Genomic DNA, 24,099 nt, shown 5'->3' on the forward strand with positions numbered 1-24,099 from the left:
GGACGTGGTCCCGGTGCCGCTGCGGGCATCTGGTGGTCGCCCCCTTTAAAACCGCTGGAGCGGCCCCCATCTGATGGGCTTGTGGTAACAGCAACAAGGGAGGCTTATGCAAGCCGACATGACTGGATGGATCCAGTGCAGGAAATGCAACGCGGTGTACGAGCCCGCGATCAAGGTGCTTGAGCGGGTGTGTCCGCAGTGCCTGTCGATCAAAACCGTACGTCTGGACGTGGCCACGCTGCTCCAGCATCACGCAATCGCCTGACACCAGGCACAACCGATGGGCCAGGCATTGCCTGGCCTTTTTTCTGCACCACGTACCCTCCGGTACCGGTGCAACGCCGCAGGCCAGCCTTCAGTCCGGCGATGTTCCGGCTTTGCCTATGCTGGCGGTTGGATCCTGCGCCGTCCGGGTGGAATGCCGCAACGCCCTTGCCTTTGCACGTTTTGCGCGTTGCGGTGCGGCAGACGCGCGGCGGTGATTGATCTGGATCATGCCCCCGCACAGACGGCCTCGGGAGAATGGCCGCGCTCCCGGTAAGGCAGGTCGAATGAAGAAACTCACGAAGCTGGTGTTGGTGGTGGTGTCGGGGATGGCGGTTGCCTACGGTGTCGCCCGCTCCACGCCACACTGGTTCGCACCGCGGCAGGTGGCCGAGGTCGATATCCACGATCGCGCGCTGATCCAGCGCGGTGAATACCTCTCGCGCGTGGCCGATTGCGCCGCCTGCCACACCGCTCCCGGCGGCAAGGCGTTTGCCGGCGGGCTGGGCATGCAGACGCCGATGGGCACCCTCTATTCGACCAACATCACCCCGGACAAGGCCACCGGTATCGGGGGCTACGACTACGCGGATTTCGAACGGGCGGTGCGCCGTGGCATCCGCGCCGATGGCCAGCCGCTGTATCCGGCGATGCCGTATGTGTCCTACATGATCAGCTCCGATGAGGAGATCAAGGCGCTGTATGCCTACTTCATGTCCAGCGTGGCGCCGGTGGCGCAGGCCAACGCCGCGACCACGATTCCGTGGCCGGCAAGCATGCGCTGGCCGCTGTCGTGGTGGCAGCTGATGTTCGCCCGTCCGCGCGAGCACCGGGTTGATCCTGCACTGGATGCCAGTGCGCAGCGTGGCGCCTATCTGGTGGAGGGCTTGGCCCATTGCGGGGCCTGCCATACCCCGCGCGGGCTGGCGTTCCAGGAGAAGGCGCTGGGCGAGGACGGCAGCGGCCAGTTCCTGTCCGGCTCGGTGCTCGAAGGCTGGTATGCCAAGAGCCTGCGCGATGAGGATATCGGGCTGGCGACGTGGAGCGAGGCCGAGATCGTCGAGTTCCTGCGCACGGGCCGTACCGACCGCACCGCGGCCTTCGGTGGCATGGCCGATGTGGTCCAGCACAGCACCCAGCACATGAGTGCCGAAGATCTGCAGGCGATGGCGCACTACCTCAAGCAGCTGCCGGCGCGTGCCGAACGTGCGCCGCAGTGGACGCCGCGCGCCGACACCACCACCGCGCAGCTGCGCGCCGGCGACTACCGCCAGCCCGGTGCGCTGGGCTATTCGGAGCACTGCCAGGCCTGTCACCGCGCCGACGGCAAGGGCGCGCCGCGCGTCTACCCGGCGCTGGCCGGCAACTCGATCGTGTTCTCCGATGATCCCAGCTCGCTGATCCAGGTGACCCTGGCCGGTGGCCGTACACCGCAGACCGCGCATGACCGCATGGCGTTCACCATGCCCGGTTTCGCCCATGTGCCCAACGTCGAGCTGGCCGACATCCTGAGCTTCATCCGCAACAGCTGGGGCAACCATGCCAGCGAGGTGACGGCCAACGACATCGCCCGCATGCGGCGGGTGATCGCGCACAAGCCCGTGCACTACGTGCCCGAGGAGGCCGCGCAATGAACAAGTCATGGATGGCGGCCGCTGCCGCCCTGCTGCTGGCCGGTGCCGCCGGCGCCTGGGCCTGGCACGCCTACACGCAGCCGGAGCTGGATGCGCCCGAGCCGGTGCCGATGGAGGTGCTGGACAAGGATGGCAAGCTGCTGGGCCATCATCTGGCGCCCAGCGTGCAGGAGATCGCCGGGCTGTCCAACGCCGCGCAGGTGATGCTGGGCCGGCGCCTGCTCAATGAAACCGCACGACTGCTGCCGGACAACGTCGGCAACGGCCTGAACTGCAACTCCTGCCATATGGCCAACGGCCGCGAGCCGCTGCGCAACCACTACCTCAATACCGGCGGCAACTACCCGCGCTACATGCCGCGACCGGGCAAGGCCATCGATCTGGCCGAGCGCATCAACGGCTGCTTCGTGCGCTCGATGAACGGCAGGAAGCTGGCGGTGGAATCGGCCGAGATGCAGGGCATGCTCGCCTACATGCACTGGCTGGGCCGCGGCATGGCCAAGGGCGCGAAGGTGTCGGGCAAGACCGAAGGACCGATCGACATGTCGCTGCGGCCCGATCCGGTACGCGGTGAAAAGATCTACGCCGCGCAATGCGCCTCCTGCCATGGCAACAACGGCGAGGGCATGAAGGACGCCTCCGGCGACTACCTCTTCCCGCCGCTGTGGGGCGAGGAGTCGTTCAACATCGGCGCCGGCATGGCGCGATTGAGCAAGGCGGCGGCGTTCGTCAAGCACAACATGCCGCTGGCGGTGACCTACGAGCCGCCGTTCGGACAGACGGTGCTGCCCGACCAGGATGCGATCGATGTGGCCGAGTATTTCATCAAGCAGCCGCGGCCGGATTTTGCAGGCAAGGTCAACGACTGGCCGCGCGACAAGAAACCCGAAGACGCACGTTACTGATAGAGCTGTTGGCAACCAGGAGTACAGGAATGCAGATTGTTTCCCGCGGAGTCCTCGCAATGGCCATCGCGGCCGGCTGCGCGCCACTGGCTGCGCTGGCGCAGGACAGCGGCCCGGACACGAAGCTGTCCACGCAGATCTTCGTCAACGCCAGCCAGCTGGACCGCGATGGCGTGGATACCGCCGATGAAGGACTGGCGATCGACCTCAAGCGCACCTTCGTGACGCTGGACCATCGGTTCAACGCGCGCTGGTCGGCGCAGATCACCACCGATGTGCAGTGGAACCGCAACAGCGATCCGACCGATGTCTGGGTGCGCCATGCCTACCTGCAGCGCAGTTTCGGCAAGGGCAGCTGGCTGCGGCTGGGCAATGCGCCGACGCCGTGGATCGCGCAGGAGTCCGCGCGCGAAGGGTTCCGGTATGTGGACGCCGGGCTGATCGCGCGCACCAAGATGGGCGCGCCGGCCGACTACGGTGTGCATGGCCAGTACAGCAATGGGCCGCTGGTGTACGCGGCCTCGGTGGTGACCGGGGGCGGCTTCCAGAAGCCGCGGCTGGGCAACCGTGCCGATGTGGAAGTGCGGGCAGGCTGGACCCCGCTCAAGGGCGTGGAACTGGCCGCCGGTGGCTACCGCGGCACGCGCGCGCAGGATGCCGGAAGCAAGCCGCATGTGCACACCGCGCAGCGCTGGAACGCGATGGCCAGCTGGGTGGGCGTGCGCGGCCGCGCCGGTGCGCAGTACTTCCGTGCCGAGGACTGGACCCGCATCACCAAACCCGGCAGCGATGACCAGCGCGGCTGGTCGGCGTGGAGCAGCTACCAGTTCACCCCGCAGTACGGCGTGTTCGCCCGCTATGACGAAACCCGCATGAGCCTGGATATCGATCCGATCACCCGCGAGCGCTATCACCAGCTGGGCGTGGAGTGGAAGCCGAACAAGCACCTGCGGCTGGCCGCGGTTGGCAAGCGCGTGGAGCAGGCTTCGAAGCAGAAGGCGATGGAAAGCGACGAAGTGGGCGTGTGGGCGCAGCTCGCATTCTGAGCCCGATCAGCGGTGGTGAAACGCGAAAGGCCAGCGTTTTGACGCTGGCCTTCTGCTTTCGGCAGCGTCGGCTTACTCGCCCTGGTACTGCTTCTCTTCCACCAGCGCCGAACCGGCCACCCGGTTGATCTGGTTCTTGACCGCCACGCGCTCGCCATTGGTGCCATAGACACCGCGGGCCAGGGCGATGAACCCGGCGCCGAAGTCCTGCGCCGCTTCTTTGTCGCGCAGCCGGTCCTGGATGTCCCACATGCGCTCGTTGATCGCTTTGAGCTGGTCCTTCAGCGGCGACAGCTCGGTGCGCGCGCGCTGCTGTTCCAGCCACAGCGGCCACAGGCCATCCAGTTCGGTGCGCACGTTGGCCAGCTTGGCCGCATCGGTGATGCGCTCGGCCTTGATTTCCAGGATGGTGATCTTGTCGATCAGTTCGCCGATCGATACCGGGGTCAGGAGGGTCTGCACGTTGCCGCTGCCACTTCAGAAGATGGGGGCCATGATACCGCCGGTCGCCGTCGCCCCGGAAAGGTTGCCGATGTTCCGGTAGTGGTCGCGCCTGCGTGCGGCCGCGCACAATGCGGGCCCGCCCCTACCGTGGAGTTGCCGATGTTGTCACCGCGTTCCCTCGCCGCCGCCGTGCTGTTGGGCGGTCTGGCCTGCCTCGCCACTGCTGCCGCGAGCGATGCGCCCGCACTGCAGGGCGCGTGGCAGCTGCAATCGGGTGAATCCGTCAACAAAGAGGGTGCGGTGGTGGACTACGCCAGCCAGAAGCTCGCCGGCACCAAGCTGCTGGCCGACGGCCGCTTCGCCTTCACCACCACCAGTGACGGAAAGTTCTGGGCTGGCGGTTCGGGTACCTATACCACCGAGGGCGGGCGCTACGTGGAAACCCCGCTGATGGCGTCCTATCCGCTGGAGAGCGGTGGCCGCTACGAGTTCCGTTACACGCTGGAAGGCGATGTGTGGACGCTGGAACGCTGGGACGGTGAGCGCCGGGTCGAGCGCGAGGTATGGCGGCGCGTGGCGCGCTGAAGTGCGCGCATGTCCCTTGCGCCGGACCTGAAGAGGGGCTCCGGCGCCGGTTCAGCCCTGATCCACCGGGGCGGGTCAGTCCTGCTGTGCCGGCGGGAAGCCGGCCGCGTCCAGCGCCTCGATGAAATCGGTCACCGGGTGGCTGGACTGGATCTGCACGGTCTTGCCGGCCAGATCGATGTCGATGGTGGCAGCCGGGTCCACGTCCTTGACGGTTGCGGTCACGCTGCGGGCGCAGCCGCCGCAGGTCATGCTGTCGATATGCAGTTTCATCGGGAATCTCCACTGGGTGGGGGCATGGTGGGGCTTGCCAGTGTGGCAAGGTCAAGCACCGGATAAGGCTTGACCCTGCCATCGTGGGAAGCTTTAAGGTGCCCTCAACAGTAGGCAGGTGGAGATGAGCCGATGATGAGCAAGGTCGATCCGGGCACCCCGCATCCGGCACAACATTCGGAAGAACTGTTGATCGAAGGCATGACCTGTGCCTCGTGCGTGGGCCGGGTGGAACGCGTGCTGAGCGCGCTGCCCGGCGTGCAGTCGGCCAGCGTCAACCTCGCCACCGAGCGCGCCAGCGTGCGGACCGATGGCAGTGTTGCGCGGCAGGCGCTGGTGCAGGCGATACGCAAGGCCGGCTACGAGGTCAGCGCGCCGGCCCCGGTGGAGCTGATGATCGAGGGCATGACCTGCGCTTCGTGCGTGGGCCGGGTGGAGCGCGCGCTGCAGGCGGTCCCCGGCGTGCAGTCGGCCAGCGTCAATCTGGCCACCGAGCGCGCGCGGGTGCAGGGCGATGCGCCGGTCCAGGCGCTGCTGGCCGCCATCGCCAAGGCCGGCTACAGCGCCCGCGTGCTGGACCCGGCCGGCAGCGGCGAGGATGCCCAGGCGCAGCGTCACGCCGAGGAGCTGCGCGTGCTCAAGCGCGATCTGTGGCTGGCCGCGGCGCTGACCCTGCCGGTGTTCGCGCTGGAGATGGGCGGGCATCTGCTGCCGGCGTTCCATCATGTCATCGCCAGCACGCTGGGCACGCAGAACAGCTGGCTGCTGCAGTGCGCGCTGACCACGCTGGTGTTGCTGTTGCCGGGTCGCCGCTTCTATCTCAAGGGTATCCCGGCGCTGCTGCGCGCCGCACCGGACATGAATTCGCTGGTCGCGGTCGGCACGCTGGCCGCGTACGGCTTCTCGCTGGTGGCGACCTTCGCCCCGCGCTTGCTGCCGGCCGGCACGGTCAACGTCTACTACGAAGCCGCGGCGGTGATCGTGACGCTGATCCTGCTCGGGCGCATGCTCGAAGCCAAGGCCAAGGGCCGCACTTCCGAGGCGATCAAGCGCCTGCTCAAGCTGCAGGCCAGGACCGCACGCGTGCGCCGCGACGGCGGTGTGGTGGAACTGCCGCTGGAGCAGATCGCCAGTGGCGATGTGATCGACGTGCGTCCGGGTGAGCGGATCGCCGTGGACGGGCAGGTGATCGACGGCGACAGCTATGTCGATGAATCGATGATCAGCGGCGAGCCGGTGCCGGTGCAGAAGGCGCCGGGCAGCAGCGTCATCGGCGGTACCGTCAACCAGACCGGCACGCTGGGCGTGCGCGCCACCGCGGTGGGCGGTGCCACAGTGCTGGCGCAGATCATCCGCCTGGTCGAACAGGCGCAGAGCGCCAAACTGCCGATCCAGACCCTGGTGGACCGCATCACGCTGTGGTTCGTGCCGATCGTGATGGCACTGGCGGTACTGACCTTCGCGGTGTGGCTGCTGTTCGGCCCGGAGCCGGCGCTGACCTTCGGTCTGGTCAACGCGGTGGCGGTGCTGATCATCGCCTGTCCGTGTGCGATGGGCCTGGCCACGCCGACCTCGATCATGGTCGGTACCGGCCGTGGCGCCGAGCTGGGCGTGCTGTTCCGCAAGGGCGAAGCGCTGCAGCTGCTCAAGCAGGCGCAGGTGGTGGCGGTGGACAAGACCGGCACGCTGACCGAAGGTCGCCCGCTGTTGACCGACCTGCAGCTGGCCGACGGCTTTGACCGCGCCGGAGTGCTGGCCAGGGTGGCGGCGGTGGAAGACCGCTCCGAACACCCGATCGCCCGCGCCATCGTCAGCGCCGCGCAGCAGGACGGGCTGACGCTGCCTGCGATCAGCGCCTTCGAATCGGTGACCGGTTTCGGCGTGCGGGCCGAGGTGGACGGCGTGCGCGTGGAAGTCGGCGCGGACCGTTTCATGCACAAGCTCGGCCTGGACGTGGCGCTGTTCGCCGATGCCGCGCGGCGGCTGGGCGAGGAGGGCAAGACCCCGCTGTACGCGGCCATCGATGGTGTGCTGGCAGCGATCATCGCCGTGTCCGACCCGATCAAGCACGACACCCGCGCCGCCATTGCCGCGCTGCACGCGCTGGGCTTGAAGGTGGTGATGATCACCGGCGACAACCGCCGTACCGGCGAGGCCATCGCCCGCCAGCTGGGCATCGACAAGGTGGTTGCCGAAGTGCTGCCCGAAGGCAAGGTCGAGGCGGTGCAGCGGCTGAAGGCCACGCATGGCCATCTGGCCTATGTCGGTGACGGTATCAACGATGCGCCGGCACTGGCCGCGGCCGATGTCGGCATGGCGATCGGCACCGGTACCGACGTGGCGATCGAGGCGGCCGATGTGGTGCTGATGTCCGGCAGCCTGCAGGGCGTGCCCAACGCCATCGCCCTGAGCAAGGCGACGATGGGCAATATCGGCCAGAACCTGTTCTGGGCGTTCGCCTACAACACCGCGCTGATTCCGGTGGCCGCCGGCGTGCTGTATCCACTGTGGGGCGTGCTGCTCTCGCCGGTGTTCGCCGCCGGCGCGATGGCGCTGTCGTCGGTGTTCGTGCTGGGCAATGCGTTGCGCCTGAAGCGCTTCCAGCCGCCACAGGGTTGACGGAGACGATGATGGAAGTGGGCATGAACATCGGCCAGGCCGCCAGGGCCACCGGCATCTCGGCCAAGATGATCCGCTACTACGAGGACAGCGGCCTGATCGGGCCGGTGGCGCGTACCGATGCCGGCTACCGCCTCTACAGCGCGCGCGACATCCACACGCTGGGCTTCATCAAGCGTTCGCGCGACATGGGCTTCAGCGTGGAGCGTATCGGCGAACTGCTGGCGCTGTGGAAGGACCACTCGCGCCACAGCGCCGACGTCAAACGCATGGCCAGCGAACACATCCAGGTGCTGCGCGAGCGCATCGACCAGCTGCAGGAGATGGTGCAGACGGTGCAGGCGCTGGTGGATTGCTGCGCCGGCGATGGCCGCCCGGATTGCCCGATCCTGCGCGACATCGAAACCGGCGTGCCGCTACACGGTCCGGCGACGCCGACAACCTTCGGCCAGGCCGCTGCGGGCAAGCGCAAGCACACGTAGATCGCCGTGCTCGCTTGAATCCGGCCAATTGCGCTACACGCGCCACGCGTGCCAGAAAAGGCCTGAATAAACGCCTAAAAACAGCGCTTCTCGCGCATGCCGATTTCAGGATGCGTTGGGGTGGCTAACGGAAAACTTACAACCGGACGCAAGCAGTCGCGCTGGCTGCTGTGCCATCTAGTTAGTAATCCAGAGGTTGTACCCATGAAGAATTCGCTGATTGCCCTGGCGCTGCTTGCCGCCGCTCCGTTCGCCGCCTCGGCCGCCGACGGCCTGTCCTACAATTATGCGCAGGCCGATTACGTCAAGACCGACGCGGACGCCGGCAAGGCCGACGGCTGGGGCGTGAAGGGTTCCTATGAATTCATTCCGCACGTCCATGCCTTCGGTGAATACAACCAGCAGAAGGCCGACCTCACCGACGCCAAGACCGACCAGTGGCGCGTCGGTGTCGGCTACAACCGCGAAATCGGCAACAGCACCGACTTCGTCGGCCGCGTGGCCTACAACAAGTTCGACCCGAAGCAGGGCCTGGACTTCAACGGCTACAGCGCCGAGGCCGGTATCCGCACCGCGTTCGGTGCCCACGCCGAGGTCTATGCGATGGCCGGTTACGAGGACTACACCAAGAAGCACGGCATCAACCCGGAAGGCGAGTTCTACGGCCGTCTCGGTGGCCAGGTGAAGTTGAACCAGAACTGGGGCATCAATGGCGACCTCAAGATGAACGGCGAAGGCGACAAGGAATGGTCGATCGGCCCGCGCTTCAGCTGGTAACCGGCTGAGCGGTTGCCCAGACAGAAAAGCCCGGCATTGCCGGGCTTTTTCTTTGTGCAACGGTGGGGCAACTGCCCGCCACGGTGCTGGTGACTCAGCGGTTGCCGCGCAGGCGCAGGGTCAGGCCCTTGAGGAAATTGCGCAGCATCTGGTCGCCGCATTCGCGGTAGTTCTTGTGGTCGGGCTGGCGGAACAGCGCCGACAGCTCCGGCTTGGACACCGGAAAACCGGCGCTCTCGAAGACATCGTGCATATCGACATCCTTCAGCTCGAAGGCCACGCGCAGCTTCTTGAGGACCACGTTGTTGGTGATGCGCTTTTCCGGCGGGCGGGCAGGCTGCGAGTCGTCGCGGCCGCGGAAGTGGTAGATCAGGCCATCGAGGAAGCGCGACAGCACGGCGTCCGGGCAGGCCACGAACAGCGGCTCGTCTTCCTTGCGCAGGAAATCATGCACCTGCGAAGGATCCACGCTGAAGGCGGGATCGGCCAGCAGGATCGTATCCACCACCATGCCGTCGCTGAGATCGAGCATGTAGCGGATGCTGCGCAGTACGTCGTTGTTGATCATTGCCACTCCGTCACCACCGCGGCGGAACTGCCTGCGGGGGCATAGTGTAACGCCGCACCCTGCGGCCCCGGCCTACAATTGGTGCCCGTTCAGACAGCCCGCCGCGCATGCGCCTCATACCTGCCGTTCCTTACGCGTCCACCGCTCCGCCGGGGAAGCCACAGATGACGCTCCGCCGGGGCAGCCGGTGAGCCTGCGCGCGATCATCCACCTGTGCCTGCATGCGGCGGTGCCGGCGCTGCTGGCGTGGCTGTTCTGGCGCCCGCAGTTCGGCAAGGCGTGGCTGGTGATGCTGCTGGGCTGGGTGATCGACCTGGATCACCTGCTGGCCGATCCTGTCTACGTGCCGGACCGGTGCAGTGTCGGCTTCCACCCGCTGCATACCGCGCCGGCGATCGCCTTGTATGCCGGGCTGGTGGTGCCCCAACGCACGCGTCTGTTCGGCATCGGCCTGGTGCTGCACATCGCGCTCGATGCCATCGACTGCATGTGGATGCGCTGCAGCAGCTGAGCCGGTCCCGGGAGGCTTACCAGCCGCCGTACCAGGGGCCCGGGCCATAACCGTACGGCCCGATGCCTTCCCCCTTGCTGAGGTGGATGTTGAGGTCCACCCGACGGGTCTTGCCCTCGTCGTTGGTGTAGTTCTTGCCCAGGTTCAGATCCACTGCGCTCCAGTGGCTGTTGCCGGTCTGCTTGGAATAGCCGATGCCGGTGCTGATCGCGCCATGCACCTGCAGCTTGTCGTCGACAGCCTCGGCGGCGGGCTGGTTTCTGGACAGGCTGCGACCGCTGTGATCGCCGTAGAACGTGCCTGGTGCATCGGACTGGTAGGCCGGATCACCGAGATACCGCAACGGCGCCTGAGGAACGCTCAGATCCAGCGCCCCCGGGGTGACCGCATCGTTCTGCGCCACCGCGGCAGCGGGCAGCAGCAACAGGGCAAGGATAAGGGAGGTTCGGATCATGGCGGGTACCGCTCCGGAGCACGCGGCATCGTCAGTGATGCCGCTGGTGCAAAACTAGCAGATATGGCTTGAATGATGCCTGTCGTTTCCGCCTGCCCGCGGCGCTCACTCCAGGCGCTGGAAGGAAAACAGCGCAGCCAGCCGGTGCTGGCGCCGCTCGATGGCCGCGCGGATCAGGCCGGCGCCGATCATCGAATAGGTGATGCCGTTGCCGCCATAGGCCAGGGCGAACTGCACCCGTGGCCCCCACTGCGGATGCGTGCCGAAGAACGGCAGCCCGTCGCGGGTTTCGGCGAATGTACCGGCCCAGGCGAAGGCCGGTACCAGCGGGAGGTGCGGAAACAGCGCAGTGACTTTGTCCGCCAGCGTGTGGGCCTTGCGGTCGACACGGGCGTCGCGACGCGCGGGGATGTCCACCGCGTCATCTTCACCGCCGACCAGCAGACGGTGATCGGCGGTGCTGCGCAGGTACAGGTAGGGCCGCGCGGTTTCCCACAGCATCGTTGCGCGCAACGGCCCCAGCGCCGCGACCGGCAGCGGATCGGTGACGAAGGCGTAGCTGCTGCGGTTGCGCGCGACCCGCTGGTCCAGCCACGCCTCGCTGGCGTAGCCGGCGGCCATCACCACGTGTTTGCAGGTGATGGTGACGCCCTGCTGGGTCCGTGCCTGCACCTGGCGCGCGGAGGGCTCCAGCGCGGTGATGCAGGTGCGGTCATAGACCTGTCCGCCGCGACGTCGCAGCTCGGCCAGCAGGTGGTAGGTCATCCGGTACGGATCCACGCTGGCGGCCAGCTCGCTGACAATGGCGCCCGGTGCGGCGAAACCATAGCGCTTCTGGATTCGCGCCGTATCCAGCCAGCGCACCGCAAAGCCGTGGCGGCGGCGCAGTTCGAACTCGTCGATCAGCGCGGGCACATCGCGCCTACGGCTGGCGTAGTACAGGCTGGAGCGGTGCTGGAAATCCGTGCCGCGCAGCCGCGCGGCGACCTGCTGCAATCCGGGGATGGCCTCGGCACAGGCCTGGTAGGCCAGCACCGCCTGTTCTTCGCCGTAGTGTTTGGCCAGTACCCGCAGCGGCGTATCGATTTCGTACTGCAACAGCGCCGTGCTGGCCGCGGTGGAGCCCCAGCCGATATCACGTTGCTCCACCACGGCCACATCATGGCCATGCCGGCCCAGCTCGTCGGCGATCAGGGCGCCGCTGATACCGCCGCCGATCACCAGCACATCGCAGCGCAGCGACTGCTCCAGCTGCGGGAAGGCCCGCATCAATCCGTTGCGGATGGCCCAGAACGGATAGCCGCTTTTAAGATCCATCGTCGTCGTGTTCCTCGCCTGTAGAGGTTCAGTGGTGCCGGTTCAGGCCGTGCGGTGGCCGGTGTGCGGGGTATGGATCAGCGGCTCGATATCGAAGCCCAGTTGGCGTGCCCGTGCCAGGTAGTGCTCGCGGATGGTCGCGTCCATATCCGGTTGCCGGGCCAGCAGCCACAGGTATTTGCGGTCCGGGCTGCCCACCATCGCCGTGGTGTAGTCCGGAGCCAGTGCGATCACCCAGTAGTCGCCTTTGGTGAAGGGAATCCAGCGCAGGCCCTCGGGCAGGAAGCTGACTTCCAGTTTGCTGTTGGAGGCATCCACCGGCGTGGCCCGGCCGATGGATTCTTCCAGCTCACCGTTGTGCAGGCAGCGGTTTTGCACCCGTACGCTGCCATCTTCATTGAGCGAGTAGTGCGCGCTGACATCGGTGGCGTCTTCCGGCTCATGCCGCATCGGCAGACGATCGATTTCATACCAGGTGCCCAGATAGCGCTGCAGCTCCAGCGAGGGCACGGTAGGCAGGGGCGAATGCTCGGTCATGGATAGCGTCTCCTTGGTGATCGCAAGTTCCGGGAGGCAACGCTATAGCCCGAGCGCGGTGAACGGGTTGTGCGCGGCGGCCGCGCGGATTGCCGGTTGCTCCAGGCAGACCGTGACCTGAATCACTTTTGCTCCGCCTGACGTTACTCCGCTCACATAGACCGCTGCTTGACCAGTGGGCGCGTCACGCGCGCGCTGCAAGCAGGTGACTGCGCTGCTCGACGGCGAAGTCCGCTGTTTGCGGGTGCCGGTCCGCGGCCGGACTCTCAGGGCTGCGAGCCCAGGGCAGCCTATGCCCACGATCAGCCCACTGTGGAAGCTCTCCCCGCATTCCCGGACGCAACCGCCCTCACCTGGCGCGGTTGCGTCCGCCGTGCTGCGTGTCGCGACGGTTCGCATGATCTGGATGCTGGCTGATCTATAGTCCGCAGCAGGCGCGGTGTTCCGCGCGATCCGGTGCTTTTGCCTTGCTTGCTCAATGCGTTCTACAGCCGCTGCGCGTCGTGCTGTTTGTCATTTTGATGGTGGGAACAGGGCTGTCGGTCGAGCCGGCACGCGCCGCGCCGCAAGCCGCGACCAGCGCCGGGCTGACCCCGCAGCTGCGGATCGAACAGGCCGGCAAGCTGTTCGCCTCGACGCAGCACGCCATGGATGATGCCGACGCGCCGGAAACCCTCAAGACCCTGTCCGAGCAGGCCGCCCAGGCCCAGCGCGAGGCCGAGAGCAGCGTGCAGGCACTGGCGCCGGAGCTGGCCCAGCTGGACGCGCGTATCGAACAGCTCGGGCCGGCGCCGGAAGGGGGCGAAGTGGCCGATATCGCCCGCCAGCGCAAGGCGCTGGAGCGCCAGCGCGACCAGATCGATGCCGCTATCAAGCGGGGAAAACTGTTGGCCGAGGATGCCCGGCAACTGGGCGACGCGATCGAGAAGATGCGGGCCCAGCAGTTCGGCGAACAGCTCGGGCGCAAGGTCGGCTCGCCGCTGTCGCCGGCATTGTGGCGCCAGTTCTTCGCGCAGCTGCCGGACGATGTGGGGCGCTTCCAGTCGCTGTACCGGCAGGCCGGCAACGGCATGCGCCAGGCCACGGCCCGGCATGGCTGGGCGGCACCGTTGGTAGGCGCGGCGGTGGCGCTGGTGCTGCTGTTTCCGCTGCGGCTGTGGCTGCGGCATCTGGGGCGCCGCTATGCCGCCTCCGAGCGGGCGCCGGTAGGGCGTCTGCGGCGTACCGGACTGGCGGTGTGGCTGCTGCTGGTAGGTACGCTGATGCCGTGGCTGGCGAGTCTGGCGATGGTGGCGGGGCTGCAGGAGATTTCAGCCATCGCACCGCGGCTGGAGCGCGTCGCCGAGCAGTTTTCACTGGCAACCCTGGTGGCCGCCTTCATCGGCGCGCTTGCTGCCTGTCTGCTGGTGCCCAAGCGGCCGTCGTGGCGGCTGCTGGATATCGATGACCTGGCCGCCTTGCGCCTGCGCCGCTTCGCGTGGGCGGCGGCAGGCTTGACCTGGCTGACGATGCTGCTGCGGGCGGTGAACGCCGCGGCGCGGACCTCGCAGGTAGGCACGGTGACGCTCGATGGCCTGATCGCGTTGACCTATGTGGTGCTGATCATGTCGATGCTGGTGACCCTGGCTGCGCTGCACCGGCGCCGGGCGGCAGAGGCGGCCAGGGTCGAGCAGGAGGATGCCGGCAGTGGGCGCGCGCCGAGTGCGCCGCGCAGCGGCTGGCTGGTGGTGGCGCGTCTGGGCGGTTATCTGAGCATCGGCGCGGCGCTGGTGGCGACCTTGCTGGGCTATCTCAACTTCGCCATGTTCACCGCCCAGCAGATGGTATGGGGCACGGTCGTCGTGCTGGCGACCACCTTGCTGCTGCGCTTTGCCGATGACTTCGCGCTGTGGCTGCTGGCACCGGGCAGTGCGCTGGGACGCATGCTGCGTCTGTCCACCGGTCTGCCGCCCGGCCGCCTGGAGCAGGCCGGCGTGCTGCTGTCGGCGATCTTGCGGATTGCCGTGGTGATGCTGGGTATCACCGCGTTCATCGCTCCGTTCGGCAATGTCAGCGCCCTGTATGGCTGGCTGGAGACGCTGGCCGGTGGAATCCGGATCGGCGACAACCTGCTGCGGCCGTCCTCGGTGCTGTGGGCGATCGGGGTGCTGGTGCTGGCGCTGGCGCTGATGCAGGTGGTGCAGCGCTGGCTGGTGGATACCTATCTGCCCAAGACCGAACTGGATCTTGGGGCGCGCAACTCGATCAGCACCGTCGCCCGCTATCTGGGCATCGTGCTGGCGGTACTGTGGTCGCTGGCGACGCTGGGTATCGGCTTCGAGAAGCTCGCGTTGCTGGCCAGCGCGCTGTCGGTGGGTATCGGTTTCGGTCTGCAGGCGATCACCCAGAACTTCGTGTCCGGGCTGATCCTGCTGGCCGAGCGGCCGGTGAAGATCGGCGACTGGGTGAAGATCGGCGACCAGGAGGGGGACATCCGCCGCATCTCGGTGCGTTCGACCGAGATCCAGGTGGGTGACCGCTCCACGCTGATCGTGCCCAACTCCGAATTGATCACCAAGACCATCCGCAACATGACCACGGCCAATGCACTGGGGCGGATCCAGATCCAGTTCTCGGTGCCGCTGGGCACCGATATGGGCCGGTTGCGCGCGCTGCTGCTCGGCATCTATGCGGCCAACGAGACCGTGCTGGAGCATCCGGAACCGTCGGTGTTCATCGATTCGATCAGCGGTGGCCAGGTGGCGATCAACAGCTTTGCCTACGTGCCCTCCTCGCGCAATGTCTACGGCACCCGCAGTGAGCTGCTGTTCGAGCTGTTGCAGCAAGTGGCGGCGCAGGGCATCGCGCTGGTCACCCCCACCGATATCCATCTGGTACGCGATCCGTCGGCACCGGCGCCGACCTGAGGCGGCGCGGTGACCGCCGCAGATCAGGAACGGGTCCGCTGCGCCGGCGTGCGCACCAGCGCGTAGTCGTCCACCGCCAGGGTTTCGGCATGGCTGAGCCAGGCGCGGATCTCCAGATCGTCGATGGCGTGATCCAGTCCCAGCGGCATGCGGATGCGCCCGTCGCTGTCGGCCTGCACCCATTGCTGGGCGACCACCACCTTGCGCTGCGATGACACCGCCTCGACCCAGAACGCGCGTTGCGGGCGCTGCGCGGCATAGATCTCCAGCACGTACCGGCCCGGTCCGGTGCGCTGCGGCTGGCGGCTGATCATGCGTGACTGGCGCACGCTCGGGCGCGGGCCCTGGAACGGTTGCAGCGGGGCATCCACAGCGATACCGCGGCGCAACTGGCCGTCGCGGTACAGGCGCATGCCCTGGTCGCTGTCCACCAGCAGCGCGCACCAGTGGCCCTCGGCCGAGCCGTCCTCGAACGCGGTGCAGCGGTCCACGTAGGCCAGCCGGTGCTCGGGATCGGCTTCGTCGAACTTGCGCGAGGTGTTCTCCAGATACACCGACTTCAACTCCCACTTGCGGTCGTACTCGAGCAGTACCGGTGGCTGTACGTTCTGCACGCCGACCTGCACGTGGTCGTCCTGCAGACGCAGCATGCGGTTCTGTTCACCCAGCCACAGCGAGCGGGCGAACGCGCGGTAGCGGGTGTAGCTGTCGCCATCGCCGTGCAAGGCTGCGACACTGGCGCTGGGCGCGCGCTGTGGCGCGACCAGCGAACGCCCGAAGCCGATCGCGTCGATCGCCGGATCGATCAGCTGCAGCAAGGTGGCGCCCGAATCCAGTGTGGTGCCGGCATCGCTGTGCAGCTGGCGCGGGGCGATATCCGGGCCGAGGAACAACAGCAGGTTCTCGCGGGTCTGCTTCTCCAGCACATGGCTCAGGTGGTTGGGCATGGCCAGGTGGTCGGAGGCGATGATCACCAGCGTATTCCCGGCAAAGGCGCTGGCGCGGATGCGATCGACCAGCCGCGAAATCAGCCGGTCGCTGCACTGGAGGGCATGGAGCAGGCCGATATCGCCCAGCGCGCTGCGGTAGCGCAGGTTCCTGCAGGCCACCGGCAGATGGCCGGCCGGATGATGGGTGTCCATGGTCAGTGCGGTGAGCATGAACGGCTGGCCGTTGCGTGAGAGCTCCATGAAGCGCTCGAACGCGTGATCGAGCAGCACATCGTCATGCACGCCCCAGTTGGAGAAATGCTTTTGGGCGATATCCTGTTGCTGGAACCAAGCCAGGTCCCGCACCTCGTCGAAGCCATGCGTGGACAGGAAATCGGCTTTGGCCGCGAACTGGCCGTTGGCGCCCCCCAGGTAATGGTTGCGGTACCCCTGCTGCTTGAGATAGTCGCCCAGACAGAACGCCTCGGGCAGGAAGCTGGCCATGCGGCCCATGCTGTTCTCATCACCCTGTGCGGTGGTCAGCGGCACCCCACACATCGAAGACACCAGCCCGGCGATGGTCCAGCCGCTGCCGTCGGCCGAGGCGATATCGCGCACGTCCAGCCCCTGGCCGGCGAGGCGCCGGAGGTTGGGCATCAGTCCGGGAAACACCGCCTCATCCAGATAGGTGCGCTCCAGGCTTTCGCCATAGATCCAGACGATATTCGGGGTGCGTGCCAAAGGCCGGGATGGCACCACGTATTCGGGCGCGACACTGCTGTAGTCGACCGGTTGCATCTGCTGGTAGATGCGTCGCGCATCCGTGTAGAGCGGGCTGCTTGCCATCGTGGCGATCACCAGCGCGATGAATCCGGCCAACACGGCCCCGCCGCCGCGCCTCCGCTGGAAGCGTTTGATCCGCATCAACAGCAGCGGTGTCAGCGACAGCAGTACCAGGGCAAGGAAGCCGGCGATGTACGCGCCGAAATCCCCCACACCGGCACCTTCCATATCGCTGCGCAGGTGATAGAGCGTGGCGGAGTTGATGCCATCGCCACTGAGCCGATCGATCAGCCACCAGCTGCTCAAGGCCAGCAACAGCACTGACAGCAGTCCCGCCTTGAGGCGCCGTCCGGTGGGTGACAACAACAGCAGGACGACAAGTGTTGCCAGATAGAGCCAGATGATCCAATGCATGCGGTCAGGTGGAGAATGGAACAGGGCAACGGCCGCGGCCGCAGGCTCCCTGCCATCATGCGGTGTCATGCATGTGACGGAGGGATGTCAGCAGAGTGCCTGCGCGAACCTGACTGGAATGTTTTTTCCGGCGCAACAGTTTGCCGTGCCGCCGCGCCATGAGCGTGGCGGTGGCGGCGTCATTCCGGCTCAGCGATGTCCGCGTTCCTCGTGCGCACGGGCCCGCGTGCGCCGGTCGAACAGCAGGGCGCTGAGGATCAGCCCCAGACCGATCACCACCGCCACCAGGAACAGCAGGATCGCGAAGGCCGGATAGCCGAACAGCGTCACGCGCGTGGGAACCCGCATCAACAGCACCGAGGACAGCAGCAGCGCGGCGGTGATCAGGGCCGCGGCGATGCGGTTGGCGACCTTCTGGATGTTCTCCATCAGCCGCGATTCTTCCAGCCCGGTCACCTTCATCTGCAGCCGGTTCTCGGCGACCAGGCTGAGGATGTCGGTCAGGCGCCGCGGCCCGTTGCGCAGCAGCTGCTGCATCTCCATCGCCTCGCTGGCCAGATTGGCCACCGACAGCGACTTTTTCAGGCGCGCGCGCATCACATGCTGCAGCTGCTTTTCGACCACACCACGGGTGTTCATCGCCGGCGCGAGCACGCGGCACACGCCTTCCAGATTCAGCAGCGCTTTGCCCAGCAGGGTCAGTTCCGGTGGGGTGCGCAGGTTGCTGGCGGTGGCGATGCGTACCACTTCCAGCACCACATGGCCTTCGGACATGGTGCCATTGGCGGCGTAGCGGGCGATCATCTGCCCGGTCTCGCGCAGGTAGCGCTCCTCGTCGTAATCCTCCAGCCGGGTACTGATGCTGATGATCTCATCGGCCACTTCCTCGCCACGGCCGTCGATGGCGGCAAACAGCAGTTTGAGCAGGCGCTCGCGCAGCCGCGGCGGCACATGCGCCACCATGCCCAGATCGAAGATGGCCAGTTGTCCCTCGGGGGTGACGCGCAGATTGCCCGGATGCGGATCGGCGTGGATCTCGCCATGGACGAAGATCTGGTCCAGGTAGCCGCGGATCAGCGCCGCGGCCAGCGGCTCCATCGACTGCTCGGTGCGCCGGACCTGTGGAATGGCATCCACCCGCACGCCCTGCACCAGCTCCATGGTCAGCACCCGGCGGCTGCACAGGTCCCACACCGGCTGTGGAACCGTCAGCTCCGGATAGGGCGCCAGATGCTGGCCGAAGCGGGCCAGATTGGCCGCTTCGGTTTCGTAGTCCAGCTCCATGCGCAAAGTTTTGGCGAACTCGTCCAGCCAGTCGGAAAAGCGCACCTTGCGGCCGACCCGGGTGAGGTGGTCGGCGGCGGTGGCAAAGCTGCGCAACACCGACAGATCCGAACGCAGCTGCGCGGCCACGTCGGGCTTTTGCACTTTCACCGCCACCTGGCGGCCATCACGCAGTTCGGCGCGATGCACCTGGGCGATGGAAGCGCAGCCCAGCGGTTCCGGGTCGAACCAGACAAACAGCTTGGCCACCGGCGCGCCGAGGTCTTCCTCGATGATCGCGCGGATCTGTTCGGCCGGAATCGGCGCCACTTTTTCCTGCATGCGCTCCAAGGCGGTCACATACTCGGCCGGAATCATGTCCGGTCGCGTGGACAGCACCTGCCCGAGTTTGACGAAGGTGGTGCCGAGCGCCTCCAGATCGGCCACGAACTGGGTGGGGTTGTCGGTGGCGGGAATCCGGTCCAGACGCGGCAGTTCGCCATCAAGCTGGAGGCCGGAAAACACCCCCGAGTTCCGGTAGCGCACCAGCAGGCGCACGATCTGTTGGCGTCGGCTCATGCCGCCGATAGTGGTCGCGGTGGTATCGCTGGATGGCTCGGTCAAGGAGGCGTTCCGGGCAGAAGGGAGGGCCAGTGTGGCCGGCGCCGGGTGGTAGAGGGGTGAACACGCACGGCCTCACGCGCGGCAGGCGCTGAATAGGTGAAAATCGCCGCCTGTCCCATTCCTACGGTGTGCCCATGGCTGGAGCCAGCCTGTTTGCCCTGCTCGACGATATCGCCACACTGCTCGATGACGTTTCCCTGTTGACCAAGGTGGCGGCCAAGAAGACCGCCGGCGTGCTGGGGGACGATCTGGCGCTCAACGCGCAGCAGGTGACCGGCGTGAGCGCCAACCGCGAGTTGCCGGTGGTGTGGGCCGTGGCCAGGGGCTCGCTGGTCAACAAGGCGATCCTAGTACCGGCGGCGCTGGCCATCAGCGCCTGGCTGCCGTGGGCGATCACGCCCTTGATGATGATCGGTGGCGCCTTCCTGTGCTTTGAGGGCGTGGAGAAACTGGCGCACAAGTTCCTGCACTCCAAGGACGAGGACGACGCGCACAAGGCCGAGCTGACCCGAGCGCTGGCCGACGAGAAGACCGACGTGGTGGCCTGGGAGAAGGACAAGATCAAGGGGGCGGTGCGCACCGACTTCATTCTCTCGGCCGAAATCATCGTGCTGTCGCTGGGGGTGGTGGCCACTGCCCCGTTCGGCCAGCAGGTGACCACGCTGGTGGTGATCGCGCTGGCGATGACCGTATTCGTCTACGGCCTGGTGGCCGGCATCGTCAAACTCGATGATCTGGGCATGTGGCTGCTGGACAAGGGCCGCACGCTGGCCGCGTTCGGACGCGGGCTGTTGTATGCCACACCGTGGCTGATGCGCGGTCTGTCCATCGCCGGTACCGCGGCGATGTTCCTGGTGGGCGGCGGCATCCTGGTGCATGCGATTCCGGCACTGCACCACTTCGTGACCGGGTTGGCGCCGGCGCATCTGCAATGGCTGGCCAACGCGCTGGGCAGCGTGGTGGTGGGCATCAGCGTCGGCGCGCTGGTGCTGGTGGCGGTGACGCTGTTCCAGCGGCTGCGCGGCGGCGGCAAGCCGGCGCACTGAGCACGAATGATGGCGTGATGGGTACCGGTGCCGGCCCGCGCCCTGCGACACCGGTGGGCGCGATCAGCACCGACGTGTCCCCTGAACCACGGCTTCGCCAAACAGGACGAAGCCCGGCCTGGGACAGGCTATGCACGGAATGGGGCTAGCGCAGCGGGTCCTGCAGCTCGCGCAGTTCCTGCTGGGCGCGGGCCAGTGATTGCCCGGACAGAGCCTCGAATCCGCGGTGCAGCCAATGGGAGGCGGGCACCCGGTGCAGCGCCCGGTGCGCAAGGACGCTGCCGGCCACTGCCGTGACCAGACCTGCCCCCAGCGTGGCGATGAACCAGCGCGGCGCCATCGCATACAGATCCAACCCCAGCCACTGCACGCACAGCCACTGCGTGGCCAGCAGCCACAGACAGGCCCACGGCAGCCCCAGCGCCAGCTCGGTGAGGGCGGTGAAGCGGCGCAGCTGCGCCAGCCGGGTGAGCTGCTGCAATACCGGTGCCTGGGTGTACTGCAGGCGCGCGGCCAGCAACGCGCGGGTGATCGACACCCAGATCGCGGCGATGCCGTAGCCGTGCAAGACCAGTCCGGTCAGCAGCAGGTGCGGCACCTGCCGATGCTCGATCCAGAAGCGGGCGGCCAGTGCGGTGACCACGATCCATACCGCCAGCCACAGCAGCTGCAACGCGCTGAATCCCCGCAGGCGTTTGCGCACGTCGCGGCGACGCGGCTCACGCCAGGCCTCCAGCGCCCGCGCTTCGATCTGGTCCAGACGCCGGGTCTGCTGCGCCCAGGCGGATTTGAGATCGTCCAGTTCCATGCGCGTGTCCTCAGCGGTCGGGGGATGGGTTGAGCCTCTGGCGCAGTTGCTGGCGCAAGCGGTGCAGGCGGGTGGCGATATTGCCCGGACTGAGGCCCAGCACCTCGCTGATCTGGCGGTGGCTGCAGTCGTCCAGGTGCAACAGCAGCAAGGCGCGGTCCAGGGCCGGCAGGCTGCGGATCAGTGCATTGAGTTGGGCCAGACTGGCCGCATCCTCGGCGCTGTCGGCCACCGCGGCGAGGTCATCGATGCGCGCGGCATCGACATCGCGGTGGTGATGCAGGCGCAGGCGCTGGTGGCGCAATTGCGAGATCGCCACATTCAGCGCGATGCGGTACAGCCAGGTGCTGAATTGCGCGCGCTCCGGGGCGAAGGCGGGGAACGCGCGCCAGGCCTGGATGCTGATCTCCTGGAGCAGGTCCCTGCGCTCCTCGCTGTCATGGCAATAGGCGCGGGCGACCTTGAGCACGATGCCCTGATGCTGTGCCAGCAGCGCGGCGAAGCGCTGCTGCAGATCCTCGCTCGTCCCGGCCATCATGATGGTGTCCATGCCCTGATGATTCGCACCAGCGCAGGAAATATCACAGCCTTTTCCAACTTGCCGCTCAGTCGGCCAGGATCGCCAGGTTGCGGCCGCCGCGCTTGGCGGCATACAGGGCACGGTCGGCGCGCTGCAGCAGCGCATCGGCCGTTTCCCCGGCCACCGCGCTGGCGACGCCGGCACTGAAACGGACCTGCACGCGCTGGTCCTCATGCAGGAATGGCCGCTGGACCAGTGCGGTCTGCAGCTGTTGCACCGTTTCCAACGCGGCCCCGCGGCCCAGCTCGGGCAGCACCAGCACGAACTCGTCGCCGCCCAGACGGGCGATATGATCGCGGCCGCGCAACCGATGCTGGATCACCGCCACCAGGTGCCGCAGCGCCTGATCGCCGCCGGCATGGCCGTGGGTCGCGTTGGTCTGGCCGAAGTGGTCCAGGTCCAGCATCGCCACGCTCAGCGGCGTGGTGCCGGCGCGCAGTTCCCCGCCCAGCACTTCTTCCAGGCCACGCCGGTTGAGTGCCCCGGTCAGGGGATCGGTCCGCAGCTGACTGCCGACTTCTTCCAGTTCACGTTCCAGTTGCAGCACCCGCTGCTCGGCGGCGACCGCCTCGGCCCGGGCATTGGCCAGGTGGTCGCGCGCGCGCAGCGCCTGCGCCTGCACGCGCGCGGTGTCCTGCAGCACGTCCTGCAGCAGCTGGCTCAGATCGGCGATGCTGCGTGCCTGGCGGACCGAGATGGCGTAACTGGCCAGACGGTCGTGGTAATCGCCGGTATCGGTGGCCATGCCGTCCACCTGCTGGACGAAATCGATCATCAACTCCTTCATCGCCGTCTTGGAGGCGTCGATGCCCTGCTTGAGCAGGCCCTGGCGGTAGATCACCTCCCGCAGGTCGTTGCGGGTGTGCTCCAGCGAGCTGCGATCCAGCGGGCCGCCCAGCAACTGGCGCACCGCGCTGATCTGCCCCTGCAACCAGCTGCCGCCCTCGAGCAGTTCGGCGATGTTTTCCAGCAGCAGATCGAACAGGTTCAGCAGCAGGTCGTGCTGTTCCTGCAGCCCTTCGCTGCGCACGCCGACCTGGTGGCACAGCTCGCGCAGCTGCTGCTCCACCGGCGCCAGCGACTGGCCCGGCTGCCAGTGGCGCAGTTCGGCACCCATCCGTTCGGTGTGCTGCTGCAGTTCCGGCGCCTGTACCAGCAAGCCGGCCAGCACCGCATCCAGGGTGTTGCGCAGCAGGTCGCGCAGCTTGGCGGCATCGCCGTTCGCCGATGGCGGGGTGTCCAGTTCGACCGTGCGGATGTACTTGTCGATCAGTTGCCGCAGCAGGCGGCCATAGCGCTCCCAGTCGCGCTCGGCCTGGGCGCTGTGCAGGCGCTGGCCCATGTCGCCCAGCTCGCCGGGCAGCGTGGCCATGCCCTGGGCGAAGGCGTGCAGCAGCGCTTCGGGCTCGCGGGCGGCGGCGAACAGCAGCTGCAGCTGCGCCATGCCCTGGGCGCCCTCGGCCGGCCGTGGACTGTTCACCGCCGGTTCGGCGCTTGCCGCCTGCCGGCGTGACAGGATGCGTCCCAGCCCGGCGCCGCGGGGAAGGGGAGTCTCGGTGCTGTCGGCCATTGCGGGAGTCCGGGCAGGAAGCGGGCGCGCTGGCGCCGGGAAGGTGGTAAGCAACCCCCATTATCGGCAAGGTGGGGGCCTGCTTGAACGGCAAGCGATCACGGGAGGTAACTCATGCGGGTATTGCTGGCGGGCGCGACTGGGCTGGTTGGTGCACAGGTGCTGCAGCAGCTGCTGGACGATCCGCGCTGCAGCGGTGTGGTGGCGCCGACGCGGCGGCCGCTGCCGATGCGCCACGCGCGGCTGCTCAATCCGGTACACGACTTCGCCGCCTTGCCGTTGGAGGCGCCGTGGTGGCGGGTGGACGCGGCCATCTGCGCGCTGGGCTCGACGATGAAACAGGCCGGTTCGCGTGAAGTGTTCCGGCAAATCGACCACGGCTATCCGCTGCTGATCGCGCAGGCGGTCAAGCGCCAGGGCTGTGAGGTGTTCGCGCTGAACTCGGCCGCCGGGGCCAATGCACGCTCGCCGTTGTTCTACAACCGGGTCAAGGGCGAGCTGGAGCGGGATCTGCGCGCGTTGGGGTTCAGCTCGCTGACGCTGGTGCGGCCGGGCCTGATCGGCGGGCAGCGCCGTGAGCGTCGCCCGGCGGAGCATCTGGCCGGCGTGGTACTGGGCGCGTTGGCACCGGTGCTGCCGCGCGGCTGGCGGATCAATCCGGCCGCGCATATCGGCACCGCGCTGGTGCAGGCGGCGCTGCAGCCGCAACCCGGTGTGCAGGTGGTGGGTTCCGCGGCGCTGGCCTGAGGTGCTTTGCGCA

Annotated in this window: 23 protein-coding genes; 12 read left to right on the plus strand and 11 right to left on the minus strand. The window is 67.2% G+C overall.

Features of this window, described 5'->3' with window-relative positions; all coding sequences use genetic code 11:
• Positions 1 to 118 precede the first annotated feature (118 nt).
• From ACVOMC_RS01880 to ACVOMC_RS01895, 4 genes are all read left to right on the plus strand, one after another.
• Positions 119 to 265, plus strand: coding sequence for a hypothetical protein (locus ACVOMC_RS01880; protein WP_157722938.1), 147 nt, complete (start codon positions 119 to 121; stop codon positions 263 to 265).
• A 286-nt stretch (positions 266 to 551) separates the two neighbouring features.
• Positions 552 to 1,898, plus strand: coding sequence for a c-type cytochrome (locus ACVOMC_RS01885; protein WP_481522625.1), 1,347 nt, complete (start codon positions 552 to 554; stop codon positions 1,896 to 1,898).
• The gene (locus ACVOMC_RS01890) at positions 1,895 to 2,803 is read left to right on the plus strand and encodes a c-type cytochrome (RefSeq protein ID WP_481522626.1); all 909 of its coding nucleotides are present in this window, start codon (positions 1,895 to 1,897) and stop codon (positions 2,801 to 2,803) included. Before ACVOMC_RS01885 ends, ACVOMC_RS01890 begins: the two co-directional genes overlap by 4 nt.
• A gap of 29 nt (positions 2,804 to 2,832) precedes the next feature.
• Positions 2,833 to 3,849, plus strand: a complete 1,017-nt coding sequence (locus tag ACVOMC_RS01895) for a hypothetical protein (protein ID WP_481522627.1) — start codon at positions 2,833 to 2,835, stop codon at positions 3,847 to 3,849.
• Between the two features lie 72 nt (positions 3,850 to 3,921).
• On the opposite strand, the gene ACVOMC_RS01900 is transcribed toward ACVOMC_RS01895, so the two are convergent.
• Entirely contained in the window at positions 3,922 to 4,311 is a 390-nt protein-coding gene (locus ACVOMC_RS01900; protein ID WP_481522628.1) for a DUF6165 family protein, read from the minus strand.
• A 141-nt stretch (positions 4,312 to 4,452) separates the two neighbouring features.
• Here ACVOMC_RS01900 and ACVOMC_RS01905 point away from each other — a divergent pair, with 141 nt between their 5' ends.
• Positions 4,453 to 4,878, plus strand: a complete 426-nt coding sequence (locus tag ACVOMC_RS01905) for a hypothetical protein (RefSeq protein WP_481522629.1) — start codon at positions 4,453 to 4,455, stop codon at positions 4,876 to 4,878.
• Between the two features lie 75 nt (positions 4,879 to 4,953).
• Here the strand turns inward: ACVOMC_RS01905 and ACVOMC_RS01910 are convergent, their stop codons facing one another.
• Positions 4,954 to 5,151, minus strand: coding sequence for a heavy-metal-associated domain-containing protein (locus ACVOMC_RS01910; RefSeq protein ID WP_481522630.1), 198 nt, complete (start codon positions 5,149 to 5,151; stop codon positions 4,954 to 4,956).
• Between the two features lie 135 nt (positions 5,152 to 5,286).
• Here ACVOMC_RS01910 and ACVOMC_RS01915 point away from each other — a divergent pair, with 135 nt between their 5' ends.
• From ACVOMC_RS01915 to ACVOMC_RS01925, 3 genes are all read left to right on the plus strand, one after another.
• On the plus strand, positions 5,287 to 7,770 hold the full coding sequence (locus ACVOMC_RS01915) for a heavy metal translocating P-type ATPase (RefSeq protein ID WP_481522631.1): 2,484 nt from the start codon (positions 5,287 to 5,289) through the stop codon (positions 7,768 to 7,770).
• Positions 7,771 to 7,793: 23 nt separating this feature from the next.
• Positions 7,794 to 8,252: a Cu(I)-responsive transcriptional regulator gene (gene cueR / locus ACVOMC_RS01920; RefSeq protein WP_481522632.1), complete on the plus strand. Its 459-nt coding sequence runs from the start codon at positions 7,794 to 7,796 to the stop codon at positions 8,250 to 8,252.
• Positions 8,253 to 8,456: 204 nt separating this feature from the next.
• A complete protein-coding gene (locus ACVOMC_RS01925; protein WP_057506070.1) occupies positions 8,457 to 9,029 on the plus strand; it encodes an OmpO family porin in 573 nt (190 codons plus the stop codon).
• 94 nt (positions 9,030 to 9,123) lie between these two features.
• Here ACVOMC_RS01925 and ACVOMC_RS01930 read toward each other — a convergent pair whose 3' ends face one another.
• Positions 9,124 to 9,597 (minus strand): YehS family protein, encoded by a 474-nt coding sequence (locus tag ACVOMC_RS01930; RefSeq protein WP_481522633.1) that lies wholly within the window; start codon positions 9,595 to 9,597, stop codon positions 9,124 to 9,126.
• 187 nt (positions 9,598 to 9,784) lie between these two features.
• Here ACVOMC_RS01930 and ACVOMC_RS01935 point away from each other — a divergent pair, with 187 nt between their 5' ends.
• The gene (locus ACVOMC_RS01935; RefSeq protein WP_054659197.1) at positions 9,785 to 10,108 is read left to right on the plus strand and encodes a DUF6122 family protein; all 324 of its coding nucleotides are present in this window, start codon (positions 9,785 to 9,787) and stop codon (positions 10,106 to 10,108) included.
• 16 nt (positions 10,109 to 10,124) lie between these two features.
• Here ACVOMC_RS01935 and ACVOMC_RS01940 read toward each other — a convergent pair whose 3' ends face one another.
• From ACVOMC_RS01940 to ACVOMC_RS01950, 3 genes are all read right to left on the minus strand, one after another.
• Entirely contained in the window at positions 10,125 to 10,562 is a 438-nt protein-coding gene (locus ACVOMC_RS01940; protein WP_481522634.1) for a hypothetical protein, read from the minus strand.
• A 105-nt stretch (positions 10,563 to 10,667) separates the two neighbouring features.
• Entirely contained in the window at positions 10,668 to 11,879 is a 1,212-nt protein-coding gene (locus ACVOMC_RS01945; protein WP_481522635.1) for an NAD(P)/FAD-dependent oxidoreductase, read from the minus strand.
• A gap of 42 nt (positions 11,880 to 11,921) precedes the next feature.
• Positions 11,922 to 12,416, minus strand: coding sequence for a lipocalin family protein (locus ACVOMC_RS01950; protein WP_481522636.1), 495 nt, complete (start codon positions 12,414 to 12,416; stop codon positions 11,922 to 11,924).
• 521 nt (positions 12,417 to 12,937) lie between these two features.
• On the opposite strand from ACVOMC_RS01950, the gene ACVOMC_RS01955 reads away from it, so the two are divergent.
• Entirely contained in the window at positions 12,938 to 15,322 is a 2,385-nt protein-coding gene (locus tag ACVOMC_RS01955) for a DUF3772 domain-containing protein (protein WP_481522719.1), read from the plus strand.
• 23 nt (positions 15,323 to 15,345) lie between these two features.
• Here ACVOMC_RS01955 and ACVOMC_RS01960 read toward each other — a convergent pair whose 3' ends face one another.
• Together ACVOMC_RS01960 and ACVOMC_RS01965 are read right to left on the minus strand one after the other, a co-directional pair.
• A complete protein-coding gene (locus ACVOMC_RS01960; protein ID WP_481522637.1) occupies positions 15,346 to 17,448 on the minus strand; it encodes a phosphoglycerol transferase I in 2,103 nt (700 codons plus the stop codon).
• Positions 17,449 to 17,637: 189 nt separating this feature from the next.
• The gene (locus ACVOMC_RS01965) at positions 17,638 to 19,290 is read right to left on the minus strand and encodes an ABC1 kinase family protein (protein WP_083468518.1); all 1,653 of its coding nucleotides are present in this window, start codon (positions 19,288 to 19,290) and stop codon (positions 17,638 to 17,640) included.
• 179 nt (positions 19,291 to 19,469) lie between these two features.
• Between ACVOMC_RS01965 and ACVOMC_RS01970 the strand changes: the two genes are divergently transcribed.
• Positions 19,470 to 20,381 (plus strand): DUF808 domain-containing protein, encoded by a 912-nt coding sequence (locus tag ACVOMC_RS01970; protein WP_481522638.1) that lies wholly within the window; start codon positions 19,470 to 19,472, stop codon positions 20,379 to 20,381.
• 145 nt (positions 20,382 to 20,526) lie between these two features.
• On the opposite strand, the gene ACVOMC_RS01975 is transcribed toward ACVOMC_RS01970, so the two are convergent.
• Genes ACVOMC_RS01975 through ACVOMC_RS01985 form a run of 3 tightly spaced genes read right to left on the minus strand, consistent with a single transcriptional unit; the run spans position 20,527 to position 23,339 of the window.
• Positions 20,527 to 21,189 (minus strand): hypothetical protein, encoded by a 663-nt coding sequence (locus ACVOMC_RS01975; protein ID WP_481522639.1) that lies wholly within the window; start codon positions 21,187 to 21,189, stop codon positions 20,527 to 20,529.
• A 10-nt stretch (positions 21,190 to 21,199) separates the two neighbouring features.
• Positions 21,200 to 21,739 carry an RNA polymerase sigma factor gene (locus tag ACVOMC_RS01980; protein WP_481522640.1) on the minus strand — a complete coding sequence of 180 codons (540 nt, stop codon included), beginning with the start codon at positions 21,737 to 21,739 and terminating at the stop codon, positions 21,200 to 21,202.
• A 55-nt stretch (positions 21,740 to 21,794) separates the two neighbouring features.
• Positions 21,795 to 23,339: a GGDEF domain-containing protein gene (locus tag ACVOMC_RS01985; RefSeq protein ID WP_481522641.1), complete on the minus strand. Its 1,545-nt coding sequence runs from the start codon at positions 23,337 to 23,339 to the stop codon at positions 21,795 to 21,797.
• Positions 23,340 to 23,453: 114 nt separating this feature from the next.
• On the opposite strand from ACVOMC_RS01985, the gene ACVOMC_RS01990 reads away from it, so the two are divergent.
• On the plus strand, positions 23,454 to 24,086 hold the full coding sequence (locus ACVOMC_RS01990) for a Rossmann-fold NAD(P)-binding domain-containing protein (protein WP_481522642.1): 633 nt from the start codon (positions 23,454 to 23,456) through the stop codon (positions 24,084 to 24,086).
• Positions 24,087 to 24,099 lie beyond the last annotated feature (13 nt).

The organism is Stenotrophomonas sp. STEN014 (assembly GCF_056760315.1).

Excerpts from the sequence above, each read along its gene's own strand:
- ACVOMC_RS01880 (WP_157722938.1), top strand. The coding sequence starts at position 119 with ATGACTGGATGGATCCAGTGCAGGAAATGCAACGCGGTGTACGAGCCC.
- ACVOMC_RS01885 (WP_481522625.1), top strand. The coding sequence starts at position 552 with ATGAAGAAACTCACGAAGCTGGTGTTGGTGGTGGTGTCGGGGATGGCG.
- ACVOMC_RS01890 (WP_481522626.1), top strand. The coding sequence starts at position 1,895 with ATGAACAAGTCATGGATGGCGGCCGCTGCCGCCCTGCTGCTGGCCGGT.
- ACVOMC_RS01895 (WP_481522627.1), top strand. The coding sequence starts at position 2,833 with ATGCAGATTGTTTCCCGCGGAGTCCTCGCAATGGCCATCGCGGCCGGC.
- ACVOMC_RS01905 (WP_481522629.1), top strand. The coding sequence starts at position 4,453 with ATGTTGTCACCGCGTTCCCTCGCCGCCGCCGTGCTGTTGGGCGGTCTG.
- ACVOMC_RS01910 (WP_481522630.1), bottom strand. The coding sequence starts at position 5,151 with ATGAAACTGCATATCGACAGCATGACCTGCGGCGGCTGCGCCCGCAGC.
- ACVOMC_RS01915 (WP_481522631.1), top strand. The coding sequence starts at position 5,287 with ATGAGCAAGGTCGATCCGGGCACCCCGCATCCGGCACAACATTCGGAA.
- cueR (WP_481522632.1), top strand. The coding sequence starts at position 7,794 with ATGAACATCGGCCAGGCCGCCAGGGCCACCGGCATCTCGGCCAAGATG.
- ACVOMC_RS01925 (WP_057506070.1), top strand. The coding sequence starts at position 8,457 with ATGAAGAATTCGCTGATTGCCCTGGCGCTGCTTGCCGCCGCTCCGTTC.
- ACVOMC_RS01930 (WP_481522633.1), bottom strand. The coding sequence starts at position 9,597 with ATGATCAACAACGACGTACTGCGCAGCATCCGCTACATGCTCGATCTC.
- ACVOMC_RS01940 (WP_481522634.1), bottom strand. The coding sequence starts at position 10,562 with ATGATCCGAACCTCCCTTATCCTTGCCCTGTTGCTGCTGCCCGCTGCC.
- ACVOMC_RS01945 (WP_481522635.1), bottom strand. The coding sequence starts at position 11,879 with ATGGATCTTAAAAGCGGCTATCCGTTCTGGGCCATCCGCAACGGATTG.
- ACVOMC_RS01950 (WP_481522636.1), bottom strand. The coding sequence starts at position 12,416 with ATGACCGAGCATTCGCCCCTGCCTACCGTGCCCTCGCTGGAGCTGCAG.
- ACVOMC_RS01955 (WP_481522719.1), top strand. The coding sequence starts at position 12,938 with ATGGTGGGAACAGGGCTGTCGGTCGAGCCGGCACGCGCCGCGCCGCAA.
- ACVOMC_RS01960 (WP_481522637.1), bottom strand. The coding sequence starts at position 17,448 with ATGCATTGGATCATCTGGCTCTATCTGGCAACACTTGTCGTCCTGCTG.
- ACVOMC_RS01965 (WP_083468518.1), bottom strand. The coding sequence starts at position 19,290 with ATGAGCCGACGCCAACAGATCGTGCGCCTGCTGGTGCGCTACCGGAAC.
- ACVOMC_RS01970 (WP_481522638.1), top strand. The coding sequence starts at position 19,470 with ATGGCTGGAGCCAGCCTGTTTGCCCTGCTCGACGATATCGCCACACTG.
- ACVOMC_RS01975 (WP_481522639.1), bottom strand. The coding sequence starts at position 21,189 with ATGGAACTGGACGATCTCAAATCCGCCTGGGCGCAGCAGACCCGGCGT.
- ACVOMC_RS01980 (WP_481522640.1), bottom strand. The coding sequence starts at position 21,739 with ATGGACACCATCATGATGGCCGGGACGAGCGAGGATCTGCAGCAGCGC.
- ACVOMC_RS01985 (WP_481522641.1), bottom strand. The coding sequence starts at position 23,339 with ATGGCCGACAGCACCGAGACTCCCCTTCCCCGCGGCGCCGGGCTGGGA.
- ACVOMC_RS01990 (WP_481522642.1), top strand. The coding sequence starts at position 23,454 with ATGCGGGTATTGCTGGCGGGCGCGACTGGGCTGGTTGGTGCACAGGTG.